Origin of the sequence: Neobacillus terrisolis (genome assembly GCF_051233475.1) — a bacterium.
Taxonomy (GTDB): domain Bacteria; phylum Bacillota; class Bacilli; order Bacillales; family Cytobacillaceae; genus Bacillus_BU.
Genome location: NZ_JBKFGH010000002.1, coordinates 226,484 through 239,256, shown reverse-complemented (window position 1 = coordinate 239,256; position 12,773 = coordinate 226,484). Strand labels below are relative to the sequence as shown.

13 protein-coding genes are annotated in these 12,773 nt (G+C 38.9%); 11 read left to right on the top strand and 2 right to left on the bottom strand.

The features are described from left to right. Positions 1–26: 26 nt before the first annotated feature. From cobO to ACI48O_RS01505, 8 genes are read left to right on the top strand one after another with little or no spacing between them, the layout of a single operon-like run. On the top strand, positions 27–578 hold the full coding sequence (cobO, locus tag ACI48O_RS01540; RefSeq protein WP_435559934.1) for a cob(I)yrinic acid a,c-diamide adenosyltransferase: 552 nt from the start codon (positions 27–29) through the stop codon (positions 576–578). Continuing rightward, positions 578–1,684: a threonine-phosphate decarboxylase CobD gene (gene cobD, locus ACI48O_RS01535; RefSeq protein WP_435559933.1), complete on the top strand. Its 1,107-nt coding sequence runs from the start codon at positions 578–580 to the stop codon at positions 1,682–1,684. The genes cobO and cobD overlap by 1 nt, the downstream gene beginning before the upstream one ends. Next, a complete protein-coding gene (cobU, locus tag ACI48O_RS01530) occupies positions 1,681–2,220 on the top strand; it encodes a bifunctional adenosylcobinamide kinase/adenosylcobinamide-phosphate guanylyltransferase (protein ID WP_435559932.1) in 540 nt (179 codons plus the stop codon). Before cobD ends, cobU begins: the two co-directional genes overlap by 4 nt. After that, a complete protein-coding gene (gene cobS, locus ACI48O_RS01525) occupies positions 2,217–2,957 on the top strand; it encodes an adenosylcobinamide-GDP ribazoletransferase (RefSeq protein ID WP_435559931.1) in 741 nt (246 codons plus the stop codon). The genes cobU and cobS overlap by 4 nt, the downstream gene beginning before the upstream one ends. After that, positions 2,957–3,568: a histidine phosphatase family protein gene (locus ACI48O_RS01520; RefSeq protein ID WP_435559930.1), complete on the top strand. Its 612-nt coding sequence runs from the start codon at positions 2,957–2,959 to the stop codon at positions 3,566–3,568. The genes cobS and ACI48O_RS01520 overlap by 1 nt, the downstream gene beginning before the upstream one ends. Before the next feature lie 23 nt (positions 3,569–3,591). Next, positions 3,592–4,287, top strand: coding sequence for an adenosylcobinamide amidohydrolase (locus ACI48O_RS01515; RefSeq protein WP_435559929.1), 696 nt, complete (start codon positions 3,592–3,594; stop codon positions 4,285–4,287). Between the two features lie 14 nt (positions 4,288–4,301). Further along, on the top strand, positions 4,302–5,264 hold the full coding sequence (gene cbiB / locus ACI48O_RS01510) for an adenosylcobinamide-phosphate synthase CbiB (protein WP_435559928.1): 963 nt from the start codon (positions 4,302–4,304) through the stop codon (positions 5,262–5,264). Positions 5,265–5,293: 29 nt separating this feature from the next. Further along, positions 5,294–6,160 (top strand): GHMP family kinase ATP-binding protein, encoded by an 867-nt coding sequence (locus tag ACI48O_RS01505; protein ID WP_435559927.1) that lies wholly within the window; start codon positions 5,294–5,296, stop codon positions 6,158–6,160. Positions 6,161–6,520: 360 nt separating this feature from the next. Here the strand turns inward: ACI48O_RS01505 and ACI48O_RS01500 are convergent, their stop codons facing one another. Continuing rightward, positions 6,521–6,883, bottom strand: coding sequence for a cytochrome-c oxidase (locus tag ACI48O_RS01500; RefSeq protein ID WP_435559926.1), 363 nt, complete (start codon positions 6,881–6,883; stop codon positions 6,521–6,523). Positions 6,884–7,061: 178 nt separating this feature from the next. Here ACI48O_RS01500 and ACI48O_RS01495 point away from each other — a divergent pair, with 178 nt between their 5' ends. The 3 genes from ACI48O_RS01495 (at position 7,062) to ACI48O_RS01485 (ending at position 11,344) form a co-directional block, all read left to right on the top strand. Further along, on the top strand, positions 7,062–7,229 hold the full coding sequence (locus tag ACI48O_RS01495; RefSeq protein ID WP_435559925.1) for a hypothetical protein: 168 nt from the start codon (positions 7,062–7,064) through the stop codon (positions 7,227–7,229). Between the two features lie 128 nt (positions 7,230–7,357). Beyond that, positions 7,358–8,290 (top strand): dipeptidase, encoded by a 933-nt coding sequence (locus ACI48O_RS01490; protein WP_435559924.1) that lies wholly within the window; start codon positions 7,358–7,360, stop codon positions 8,288–8,290. A 348-nt stretch (positions 8,291–8,638) separates the two neighbouring features. Then, positions 8,639–11,344 carry a GTP-binding protein gene (locus tag ACI48O_RS01485; protein WP_435559923.1) on the top strand — a complete coding sequence of 902 codons (2,706 nt, stop codon included), beginning with the start codon at positions 8,639–8,641 and terminating at the stop codon, positions 11,342–11,344. A gap of 58 nt (positions 11,345–11,402) precedes the next feature. Here the strand turns inward: ACI48O_RS01485 and ACI48O_RS01480 are convergent, their stop codons facing one another. Continuing rightward, positions 11,403–12,428, bottom strand: coding sequence for a DUF5667 domain-containing protein (locus tag ACI48O_RS01480; RefSeq protein WP_435559922.1), 1,026 nt, complete (start codon positions 12,426–12,428; stop codon positions 11,403–11,405). Positions 12,429–12,773: the final 345 nt, after the last annotated feature.

Sequence of the window (12,773 nt, the reverse complement as noted above, 5' to 3'; positions counted from 1 at the left end):
TGTCTGCAAATAGAGTAAAGGGGAAGGTGGTGCTAACAATGAGCGAGAAAAAAGGATTGGTATTGGTCTACACCGGTGATGGGAAGGGTAAAACGACCGCGGCATTAGGGCTCGCGATTCGGGCAACCGGTCGAGGTCAGCGTGTGTTAATGATTCAATTTATTAAATCACCAAGCAGGACTTATGGTGAGAAAATCAGCTTTGAAAAACTTGGGATTGAAATGCATCAAGTTGGCATCGGATTTACGTGGACAAAAACACCGGAGGAGCATCGCGAAGCCTTAAGTAAGGCATGGGCATTTACGAAAGAAAAGGTGAATTCAGGGGAATATGATCTTGTCATCTTGGATGAATTAAACAATGCTTTAGCAATCCAAACCTTCCCAATCGATGACGTTCTACCCCTGCAAGAGGTCGTGCAGTTAATTGATAACCGCCCTTCTGACATGCATCTTGTTATTACTGGCCGTTCTGCCAAGGACGAGATTATCGCGGCTGCCGATTTAGTGACCGAAATGAAAGAAGTAAAGCATTATTACCAGGACGGGGTTCAAGCGGTGAAAGGAATTGAGTTTTAATGGCATGGATTGAAAAATATGGCCATGGTGGTGATCTCCTTACCGCACAAAAGCAGTTTGGATTGGTTTCACAGCCACTGTTGGATTTTAGTGCGAACATAAATCCACTGGGACCGCCGCCACGGGTGATGCAGGTGCTTCGTGATCAGCTTGAAACCATTGTTCATTATCCAGACCCGGCTCAACGCAAGTTAAAGGAGAAGCTCTCCAAAAGGTTAGGCATTGGCGAAGAACACTTAGTCATTGGCAACGGGGCTGCAGAGTGTATGGCTTTAATTATATTAGCGTTACAGCCTAAAACAGTTGGAGTTGTTTATCCTTGCTTTTCTGAGTATGAAAAATTGTCAATGGCTTTCGGGGCAGAAATAAAGGCTTGTTTTGGTAAAGTGGAGAAGCATTTTAAACCTGAGCTCGCTGATTTATTTGCTCTTTTCGATGATGTAGACCTTGCTTTTATTGGTCATCCCAATAATCCGACCGGCGTCACCTATAGCGAAGAAGAGTTGAGAGCGATTGCTGAACAGGCAGAAGCTTCAAATACATTTCTCGTTGTTGATGAAGCATTTATCGATTTTCTTCCGAAAAATAAACAAGTAACATTAATGCCTGACTTAGCAAACTATAAACATATCATTTTTGTTCGCTCGATGACTAAATTTTATGCTATTCCAGGATTACGTCTTGGCTATGCAGTGTCCGATCCGAAAATAATTGAAAGATTACAAGAAAAACAAGTAACTTGGAGTGTAAATCAGTTAGCGCTTGCCGCAGGAGAGATCTGTTTAGAGGAGCTCGATTATGAAGAAAAAACGATTACGCTAATCGAGGAACAACGAGAATATTTGAAGAATTTAATAGAAGACCGGTTAGGATGGTTTGTTTTCCCTGGACAAGCCAATTTTCTGTTGGTTCGCCTTCCTGGGTCGATTTTAGCAGAGGACTTACAATGGGAAATGGGCAAAAAGGGGGTTATGGTTCGCTCCTGTGCCATGTACCCCGGCTTAAGTTTACATGATTTTCGGATAGCTGTTCGAACAAAGCAGGAAAATGATGAACTCCTAGCCACACTACAAGAAGTTGTCGAAGAGAGGAAATGGAGAAAATGACGATAACCTATATAACAGGAGGAGTACGATCAGGAAAGAGTGAGTTTGCTGAAAAGCTTGCTGCCTCCTTTGATCAGTCTGTTCTATATGTTGCATTTGGTGTAAACACCGATGCTGAGATGCAAAGGCGGATTGAGCAGCATCAACAACGCCGCCCTAGTGATTGGGGGACTGTTGAAAAACCAAATGAGCTTGTTAGTTCATGCAACCGTTATTTAGATTATGAGGTGATCCTAGTTGATTGTTTTTCGACTTGGTTAACAAATCGAGTGATTCATATACCTGAAGAAGAGCTGTATCAGGAGAGACACAAGCAAGAAATTCGCAAAGAGGTATTGGAGTGGATTTCATGTATTAGCAAACTGCCCCAGAAAATTATTATCGTTTCCAGTGAGGTTGGTTTGGGGGGAGTAGCGATGTCTCGTTTAGGCCGTTTTTTCCATGATACCCTCGGAGAATGCAATCAATTTATTGCAAATGCAGCAGATGAAGCCTATGCAGTCTTTTCGGGTTTACCAGTGAGGTTAAAACCATGAGGGGATTCTTTGCGGCATTAATGTTTTTGACACGTATTCCACTTCCGAAATTAAATATTTCCCCAAACGACTGGCACAAAAGCGCGATGTATTTTCCGCTTGTTGGTCTGTTAATAGGCGGGGTGCTTTATCTTGCTTCTTTAGGATTAAACGACCTTTTTCCTGCAACCGTTTCTGCATTTCTGATTGTACTTATCTGGATCTGGATCACGGGTGGATTACATATTGACGGTTGGATGGATTTGGCTGATGGTTTTGGCAGCAATCGCAGCCGGGAACAAATGTTAGAAATTATGAAGGACAGTCGAGTTGGTGCAATGGGGGTCATCGCAGCCATTTGTTTAATCGGTGGGAAATGGGTCGCGGTGTATGAACTGCTGCGGCTGAAATTCGCAATTATTCTCCTTATTAGCCCCTTTGTGGCTCGTTTTTTATTAATCAGTGCGATTCGTTTTTTCCCTTACCGAAAGCAGGGCGGGATAGGTGAAGGGCTTCGTACCTATTTGACATTAATGGTTATTTTTTTGAATTTTACAACAACGGTTGTTTTGAGTTATTATTTATTAGGTGTAAATGGTCTCCTGCTTTTAAGTGGTACAACCTTAATGAGCGGGCTATTAGTCTTTAATATTTATAAAAAATTAGCAATGCTGACCGGAGATTGCTATGGAGCGCTGGTCGAGTGGAGTGAAGTGGTGTTCTTGTTTGTTTCGTTAGCCTTATGGAGGGTTATGTGATGAGGATTGTTTTCGTAAGACATGGGGAAACAAATGAAAATGCAGCCCATTGTTATCTGGGGCATTCGGATCCACCGTTAAACGACCATGGCGGGAAGCAGATCATCGACTCGTCTTTGCAATTATTACAGGACGATACCAATGAAAAGTTCACTTCTATATATTGCAGTGATCTAAGAAGAGCGCAAGAAACGGCGCAAATCATAGGTGATTTCTTAAATCTTATACCTGTACCGACCTTTTCACTTCGAGAATTAAATTTTGGAGATTGGGAAGGTTTGACTTACGAAGAGATTTTAGGACAGAATCCAGTCGAATTAAACGCTTGGATTACCGATCCATATACGGTTGCACCTCCAAAGGGTGAAACATTAGCCATTCTGGGGGCTCGATTTGATAAATGGTTTAATCAGGTTTTGGATCAAATAGACACTAATGAAAGAATCATCATTGTAAGTCATGGGGGGCCGATTCGTTGGTTTTGCAGTAAGTGGCTCCTTGGAGACGAGAAACAATTTTGGATCGTTGAAGGGGTTAAACACGGAGCAGGATTAGAGGTTCAATACGACAAGCACACTGGAGAGTTTACCAGAATTACGCCGAATAAATAGTAGTAAATGTGAGGGAATCGATCATGCAGCCTTTAAAAGATCAAAAATACTATCAATCTATGGTTTGGCCAGAGCTACAGATTGAAAAAAAGGAAGACCATTTGTTGTTCCGCCATCCAACAAAATTGGAAACGATCAGCAGTGCGGTCTATGGAGGCGGATGGAATCAAGTCAGCAAGTTTGTGAATTGGAAGGTTCCAATCGATTACTCCTCAACTGATCCGACTAAATTAATGGCGCAGAAATTAGCAGAATGGGGTTATCCTGTTGCTGATTCTCTAGGACTGCAAACGGCTGCCTTCCTTCATATTGCTTCGATTCAAGAAATGGTCGGCGATGAATTTCGGATCCTATGTTGTGTGACAGCAGGTGTGGGAAATGCTGCCAGGGCCGGAAAAAAACGAAAAACTTACTCTGCCTATCAGATTGGGACGATTAATACGTTTATCTTTATCGATAGTAGTCTCTCCCATTCTGCAATGGTAAATGGAATTATTACGGCAACCGAGGCAAAAGCGGCTGCTCTGCAGGACCTAAATATTTCCGATGAGGACGGAGATATTGCAACCGGAACGACCACGGATTCAGTCGTTTTAGCGGTCAGTCAAAATAACGTGAGGTATCCAACTCATCAATATGCAGGTGTGGCTACAACGATTGGAAATGCAATCGCAAGCCTCGTCTATGATGCGACTCATGAAGTTATCAGGAATTTATAGGATTAGGTGATTCGATGCTGGTTCATGCCATTTATATTTTTATAGCTTATATTATTGATAGAATCGTCGGCGATCCGCGAATTGTTATTCACCCAGTCGTGATCATGGGGAAAGCGATTACTATTTTAGAAAGAATGATTAGAAAGCTTGTAAAAAGCGAAAAATTTCTCAAAGCAGCTGGTTTGCTGTTCCCAATCGTCATTGTTGGCGGCACATATTTAATGGTTGCTTTTTTATTATACATAGCCGGCTTACTGCATGAATGGCTGGCGATTGGTTTGGAAATATGGTTCATTTCCACGACCATTGCCACTAAAGGTTTAGGTGATGCAGGAATGGAAGTGTACCATTATTTAAAAGAAAACAATCTTTCGCAAGCCCGTAAAAGCTTAGGGATGATTGTCGGAAGAGACACAGAGCATTTAGATGAAAGTGAAATTTCCCGAGGTGCGGTGGAAACCGTTGCGGAGAATATTGTGGATGCGATTACGTCCCCTTTGTTTTTTGCATTAATTGGAGGGGCGCCACTGGCAATGGCTTACCGAGCGGCGAATACTTTAGATTCGATGGTAGGGTACAAAAATGAAAAATATAAAAATCTAGGCTGGGCATCTGCCCGTTTGGATGATGTGTTAAATTATATACCGGCTCGACTAACGGCCTTGTTTCTTTTGGTTGCTTGTTGGGTGAAAAGGTTGGACGTACTAAATGCTTTGCGAATGATCAAGCGTGACGCTCGAAAACATCCAAGCCCAAATAGCGGAATAACGGAGGCAGGCGTAGCAGGTGCATTAGGAATCCAGCTTGGGGGAACCAATTTTTATCAAGGAATAGCTTCTCACCGTGCAAAAATGGGGGAACCAAACAGAAAAATTGAAGCAGATGATATCATTAAAACCGTACAGATTATGAGGCTGACACCACTTATTTTTTGTATTGTTTTAGTTGTTTTATCGACAGTGTTTTACTACATATAAAAAATGTAAAAAAGAGCAGGGGTATTAGTATGAAAATTGGACGAGGGACTTGCAACGGTACATTTGGAGAATTATTACAAGGCGTTCTGGATGAGCGTCCTTTTTTAGTTACGTTCCCAATAGAAGCCCTAAAAACCGAGGCAACTTTTATTCCTTCCCCTGCCAGTTTACATGTAGAAGGGCCTTCTTCAAAAGTAAAGGCAATTGAGGCTTGTAATAAATTGTTGAATTTATTTGATATAAAGTGTGGTGGAACACTTATGATTAATTCCAATATTTCACCTGGAAAAGGAATGGCGAGCAGTTCTGCAGACATCGTAGCAGCGATTAGTGCGGTAGCTGATAGTTTTGATTTAAAAATTACTGAAGAAATCATCTCGACCATAGCAAGTAGTATTGAACCAACCGATGCCGTTATGTATAAAGGCTCAGTTGCATATGACTACATAAACGGAGAACTCATTGAGAACCTAGGAAAAATCCCGTCTTTTTATTTGATCGGTATTGACCTTGGTGGGGTTGTTGATACTGTTGCATTTAATAAAATAACAAAACAGTATGATGAGACGGATCGAAACATGTTCCTCGATGCCTATGAATTAGTGAAAATGGGTATAAAAAACAAGGACTTATCCCCAATAATAAAAGCTAGTACGATAAGTGCAGCTATAAATCAAAAATTTTTACCAAAACCCTTTTTTTCGGAGCTTGAAAGGATTGCTAGTTCCTATGGCGGTGGGACTATTGTTGCGCATAGTGGGACAGTAATGGGAATTATGTTGGATCCAAAGTGCAAATATAATAGTGATTCCGAGATCTCAAGAGAAATTTCCCGAATAGTAGAAAATGATCATAATAAACTCTTTTATTATTTACACGAAGAAATTAACATATAGGCTATTAATTGGAAAGATAGCTTATTGAAATTGAACGGACACAGAGGCTCTTATTTTGTTAAAATAACCACTTTTCTTGGCTTAAGAGGACACAGGATCCCTTATTTCCATAAAAACCACTGAATAATGCCGATTTATGATCAAATAACGGATCTGTTGTCCGCTTAGCCTTTCAAAACACCCCTTTTTGTTAAAATAGCGGTTCCTATGTCCGCGACCAAATATTTTGAAAGATTGATATATCAATTAAAAAAGACTAACAAATTACCACGCAATTTGTTAGTCTTTTTTAATGTTTGCTATAGGCAACTGAATCCGTTACTCGAAGAACCTAATCCTTTTTTTTTTAACGTGCAGGGTTTAAATATTCTTAAACACATTAACCAAAAACAAAATCCCGCCTAAGACAATAGCCAAGGAAGAAACAATCACAACAACCATAAGTGATTCACTGTCCGTTAGGACCATATAAGCGAGCCCTCCCTGCATGAAAGGAACTCCGATATTATGGAGCCAAAAATGTGTTTTTGCGAGCTTTGTTTCTCCAGCTTGAGGATAAAAATGATAAATAGCGCCAAAGAGTGCCATAGACACCCAGCCAAGCAGATTTAAATGAGCGTGGACGGGGGTTAAATCAAAATTACCAATAATACCCATAACAATACCGAGAATGATAGCAATTACAAAATAAACCACCGAAATCTTGAAGTACTTAGCTCCCATACGTTTTCCTCCTTTTGGTGTGTTGAATGTACTACCAATACCATTTTATTATTGCGAACGTTGATGTATTACATATTCACTGTTTAAATGTTAAAAACAAACAGAGGGAAACATCTTGTTACGCATGTTTTCCTCATTAATTCTCATACTAAACAAAAACAGCGAAAGGAATGAATGTATGGAAAAGGAAAAGTTAAATGAAGAAGCTGCACCAAATAATAATTTATCCCCAAAAACAATCAAATCTTCAAAGCAATTTGAAGCAATCGATCATGAGTTCTCCGAGGAACTATCTGATGGAGGGGAACGAAACCAAATCATTAAGAACCAACGTCTTAACAAATAAAGCCGGAGCCCACCTATTTTTAAATTAGGTGGGCCATTTTATTAAGATTAAGGAAAGGAGCCTATGCATAAAATCATAAAAACATTTAAAATAATAATAGTTAAAGTTCCAGTGGGAGGAGAACTAGGATGGAAGTCATCGATTTACATTGTGATGCACTGCTAAAGCTTTGGGAGGGAAAGGGAACGAGACGGTTTGCGGATGCTCCCGAGCTTGATACAAATAAAGAGCGGCTAAAACAAGGACAGGTGAAGGTACAATGCTTCGCTATTTTTATTGAGCCTGAAATTAAGCAGGAACAAAAGTTCCAAGTTGTCTTGGAGCAAGTCGACTACTTTTATCAAGAAGTACTAGGAAAGAATCCTGATATGAAGCACATTAGAAAATGGACGGATTTTTATAAACTAAAACCAGGAGAAATTGGCGCGATGCTGACACTTGAGGGTGTCGATGCAATTGGTAATGATCTATCCAAACTTAGAATTCTATATCAGCTGGGAATTAAATCAGTTGGGCTGACCTGGAATACAGCAAATTTAGCTGCTGATGGGGCCGGGGAACCCCGTGGTGGGGGACTGACCTTGTTTGGAAAAGAAATCGTTCATCTGAACAATCAGCATCAAGTGTTTACAGATGTTTCTCATCTTAGCGAAAAAGGCTTTTGGGACGTAATGGAGCTAGCCCGCTATCCGATAGCCAGCCATTCTAATTCCAAGGTGCTGTGTAACCATCCTCGAAACTTGACGGATGAGCAAGCGATTGCGATGTTTAAAAATGGGGGGACAATCCACGTTGTGTATCATCCGCCTTTTATTAAAGAAGATGGTGAGGCAACGATCGCCGATCTCGTCAATCATATTGATCATTTTTGTTCCCTTGGTGGTGCAAAGCAGATTGGTTTAGGATCAGATTTTGATGGGATAAACCATTTCGTTAGGAATTTAGAAAATGCCTCCCAAACACAAAACTTAATCAATGAATTATTAAAGCACTACAAAGAGGAAGAAGTAAGAGGTTTTGCCTACCAAAATTTCCTTAACCACTTGCCTGTATGTAAATAAAAAACCAAATCTCGCCATTATTTGTACCTTAATAAATAATGGCGGGATTTTTTTAGTTTTTAACAATAAAAAACTGTAAAACACGGGCTAATCCTTTTCCCTCCTTTAATAAATTAGCTATAATTATCTTCAAGGTTATAAATTCCAAAAATTCGGTAAATTAAACAAACAGGTCCTACCCTCAAAGTAGCCTAAATTTTGGCGAATTTATTATTATCATCAAAATGTGCAGACAAAGGGTAGCAGGAAAATGAATGATGCTAATTAACCTGTGTTAGAAATATGAGGTCATTGTATTAGAAACTGTCGCATAAAAATGACTGAAATACGTAAATCGGAGGTAAAGCGATGCCCGAGGAACAGTTTTTGAAAAAGATATATTACGAAACATATATGGATTCATCAGAAAACCGCCATCCTGTTGAGGTTCTGGGGGAAATCTACATTAAAGAACAACAAAATGATTTGGCTGATTTATCGTACATTCGTTTTGCTCAGGGAGAAATATACTATCACTCCAAAGATTTTGAAACGGCCATTTTCAAATGGGAAAATATCAAAAATGAGCTTGAGCCTTGGGCGAAAAAGAATATGGCCGATGCCTATTATGAATTAGAGCTTTTTTCTAATGCCGAAAACATTTATAAATCGATTGATTCGGACTCAACGACATTAAAAACTGAGGTATTGATTCAATTGTTTTCACTTTACATACAGGAAGGAAAGCTTGGCGATGCCGTTCAAATGATTAAACAGGCTGTTGCACTTAACCCTGATTATCCAACTGTCACCCAATTAGCAAAGTTGTTTTTTGAAGAGCAGCAGGATTGGGAAAATAGTCTTGAACTGGCTGTAAATGAAGCGGTTCGTACGGAAGAATTGCAATGGTTTGATACAGTAATCGGATATGTCGATCGTGGGTATACAAAATCAGTAGAGCCTAGCTATTTTCTACAAGTAATAACAGCATTAGGGAAAATTGACGGTCGAAGATTTGAAAAGCTTATCACTGCTCTTTGGAAGGGATATAAGCAAGGAGATTATTATTTTAATTGGTTAACAGAATTTAATCGTTTGTTTGAAAGTATCGAAATAACAAAAGGTCAATCATGGTTTGACTTATCTGGGCAATTTCGTGAAACCTATCTCCATTTGTTAGATGGGAACTATTTAATCAAAGAGATTTCAGAGGTTATTCCTAGTTTAATTTCTAATTGGTTGAAAATCGCAGAAAAAGAAGACCTATTGTTTTCTGCTTCGGCAATTTTGGCTTGGAATGAGTTATTCCCTGCCAGTATACCGAACGAAATAGTTTCCGATGCGGAACAAATAATGTCCAAGTCAGGTGAAAGCAAGATTAAGATTGATGACAGCATAAAATTGTTTGAATCTATTTGTAGATGGGCAGAAGGTCAAGATATCCTTGTTAGTCCAAAGCTAAGATGGATCGTTGAAAAATTGGCAGACCTTTCTACACGATATTTGCTGGTTACTGGTGATGCTGGAAACGGAAAGAAGGCATTTTTCCATAGTTTGATCGGAGAGCCAACTATAGAATCGAGAGTTTCAAACGTATTATATACAAACGATGATTCTGCAGAAACCTTTGAAATGACGGACACAGAAATGGTGAAAGTGCCTTTTCTAAATAAAGAATTGAATTTTAGCCAAGATGTTGATCGATCTAAATGGAGCGAGGTTAGACTTCCAAGTGTTTTCTTAAGGGAAACCAAAATATCAGTAATTCATTCAACTAATGTTAATGAAGAATGTTTAAATATGGCGGATGGCTTAGTCTTTTTAGTTAATGAAAAAATGGTGTTTTCCGAAAATGAGCGAATTTTGTTTATGGAAATTCAAAAATCTAAGCCGGACCTGCCAGTCCACTTTCTTTTACTAACACATGGAGAGGTGCCTCAAGCTTCTAAAGAGTCTCTTCAATCCATGATAAGCAGCTATTTTCCGACTGCAAAAGTATTCACCTATTCGCTTCGTGAATCGAGTTGGGGCGAGTTGCAAGAACTGGGCGATTTCTTTACAGGGACGATAAAAGAACAAGGCATTGAGGAAGAGCGATCTTCCAGAGTGTTGTCCTTTATTAAATATTTAATTGGTCAGTTATTGGAAAAGCGGGTAGAATTAGAAAACAATTTGCTAGATTCTGTAAACTGGAATAAACAAATGGTCGGAAAGCTGACAGGTGCAATTAATCAACTTAATGATGTACAGTCGGACACCATTCGCTTAATCAAAAAATCATATCAAAAGGAAAAAGAAGACATTCGTTATGAAGTAATCGAGGCCATTCCTAAATTATTGAGAGAGTGTTCTTCATTAGTTAAAGAAGATAGTGATTTTCGAAAAATTCATCTTGAATTGAACGAGGAAATGAATGTAAGAATTGAAAAATATATTATGGAGACGGCACTTCCGAAGTTTCAGGCTTCTCTTCAGATGTGGGTCGATGCTTCTAGTGAGGAATTCAAGAGAATTCAAGCAAGTTTAACGGAATTAGCTACTGGATTTAATGCCATGTTTGATGAAGAGCGACTTGATCTTGAATGTGATTTTAAGGTGTTGGACGATTGGAGCAGGGATGTTTTTCGAATGACAAGCAGTGTGAATTTGGAAAAAGTAAACATTCTCCTTCGAATGACACCAGCACAGGTTTTGTTAAAAAGTGCAGGGAAGCTTTTAGGTGCCATCACGCAAAACAAGAAAATGCTTTGCAGCAAATATAAACAATTTATTGAAAGTGAGGACTACGTTGAAATAGCGCAGTCTATCGCCTCAAAGCTTCTTCAGCAGTTTGAGCTATTTGAAAAGGGGCTTGAACGTGATATTTCGATGTTTTTCACGACTCCGGATATGGTGCTTCAGCAACTAGTTACCGATACAAATGCAACCATTTTTGCTAACCAAACACAACTCAATGAAATGGGTGTAAGTCCTGAACGGTTTAACGACCCACTTACCTTATTTCAAATAAGACTAAGACAATATGAATGGATTATGCTTGTAGGTAATGAGCTGCAGTACCGTGAAATAGGATAAAATAACACGCCCTGGAATGTCCAGGGCGTGTTTATTGGTGTTCATATTTCTATTGGTTTTATTTTCCTTCTTTATTTCCTTTGTTTTCCTTTTGCTTAGCTTGAGCGCTGTTTCCTTTTTCTTGCGCTTTCACTTCAGCCTTGGCTTGTTGTTTTCCATGTTCTTTTTCTACTGCTTTTGCATTGCCTTTTCCAGTTTCTTCAGTACTTACTGTATTCGGTACAGTTACTGTTTCAGCTGAGTCAACTACAGTTTCAGAAGGTTCAGTTGTTACTGTTTCAGTATTTTCTTCAGTAGTTTCTGGGGCATTTACGGTATCTAAATCGGTAGTTTCATCAGTTGCTTGGTCATCTTCTTCTGTAGTTCCATATTTCTTTTCAAGCTTTGCGAGCTTTTTCTCAATTTTTGCATAGGTTTTATCAATATTGTTTTGTAATGATTCTCTTGCTTTATCGCTTCCTACATGCTCCATTGCCGCTTTTAAGGCGATAATATTATTTCTTAAAGTGTTTTCTACTTCTGTATAAGAGTCTTGTTCTTCAGAGCTTTCTTCATTAGAAGTAGGTTCTGTTGTATCTGCATCATCTTCTTCTGTTACTGCTTCTTCTTTAACACTATCATCATTTGTATCTTGGTCATCAGAGGCTACTTCCTCTGCATCAGTTTCTTCATCAACAATATTTTGTGAGTTTTCCATATACTCAATAGCCGCTTGGATAACTTCAAGTGCTTCCGCTTCTTTTCCTTCACCGTATAAAGCGCCTGCTTCTGCTAATCTTTCAGATGCGTATGTTGCCATCAATTCAGCTTCTTTGGCATTGTCAAACGTTACCGCTAACTTAATTTTCTCTAAAGCAATTTTAGCAAAATAAAAGAAGTCTCCAGGAATTAAAGATGGTGCTTCAGTTTGAGTGCTTTCTAGTTGTGATTGTACCTCTTGTAAGTTCACAGTCTCATAAGTTGCTTCCTCTGTAGTATCTTCATTTGCAAAAGCAATTGATGAAAATGTGAAAGTGCTTGCTAAAACAAGTGCTAATGAGCCTTTAGTAATTTTCTTTATTTGATTATTTGAAAAAATCTTCATATTTGTCCACCTCAAAATGTTTTTTTGTGCGATCGCATCGTTCACTAAAGGATTACGTTGACTAGAATTGCTTTTATGGGGGCAAAAGAATTTATTTTTTTACTAAAGATGGGAATGGTGTCGAAAGGCAGAGATATCAGTCGTTTGAGTAATATAGTAAATTTAACCTATTTTTCATCTAGATTACTTCGTTATTCCCTAGGAAATGACAAAATACCCTAAATTTCAGAATCTTTAGCTCTTTGTAAAAAAAAGCGATAAAACTCTTTATTATTAAGGTTTATTTCCTGTTTATACTAGAAGGTTTCGATGTGAAAAATGTCTAATTGTGGATTATTTCGAAAA

Bases quoted from the DNA above. Each gene is read 5' to 3' on its own strand.
- cobD (WP_435559933.1), top strand. From the start codon at position 578: ATGGCATGGATTGAAAAATATGGCCATGGTGGTGATCTCCTTACCGCA.
- cobU (WP_435559932.1), top strand. From the start codon at position 1,681: ATGACGATAACCTATATAACAGGAGGAGTACGATCAGGAAAGAGTGAG.
- cobS (WP_435559931.1), top strand. From the start codon at position 2,217: ATGAGGGGATTCTTTGCGGCATTAATGTTTTTGACACGTATTCCACTT.
- ACI48O_RS01520 (WP_435559930.1), top strand. From the start codon at position 2,957: ATGAGGATTGTTTTCGTAAGACATGGGGAAACAAATGAAAATGCAGCC.
- ACI48O_RS01515 (WP_435559929.1), top strand. From the start codon at position 3,592: ATGCAGCCTTTAAAAGATCAAAAATACTATCAATCTATGGTTTGGCCA.
- cbiB (WP_435559928.1), top strand. From the start codon at position 4,302: ATGCTGGTTCATGCCATTTATATTTTTATAGCTTATATTATTGATAGA.
- ACI48O_RS01505 (WP_435559927.1), top strand. From the start codon at position 5,294: ATGAAAATTGGACGAGGGACTTGCAACGGTACATTTGGAGAATTATTA.
- ACI48O_RS01500 (WP_435559926.1), bottom strand. From the start codon at position 6,883: ATGGGAGCTAAGTACTTCAAGATTTCGGTGGTTTATTTTGTAATTGCT.
- ACI48O_RS01495 (WP_435559925.1), top strand. From the start codon at position 7,062: ATGGAAAAGGAAAAGTTAAATGAAGAAGCTGCACCAAATAATAATTTA.
- ACI48O_RS01490 (WP_435559924.1), top strand. From the start codon at position 7,358: ATGGAAGTCATCGATTTACATTGTGATGCACTGCTAAAGCTTTGGGAG.
- ACI48O_RS01485 (WP_435559923.1), top strand. From the start codon at position 8,639: ATGCCCGAGGAACAGTTTTTGAAAAAGATATATTACGAAACATATATG.
- ACI48O_RS01480 (WP_435559922.1), bottom strand. From the start codon at position 12,428: ATGAAGATTTTTTCAAATAATCAAATAAAGAAAATTACTAAAGGCTCA.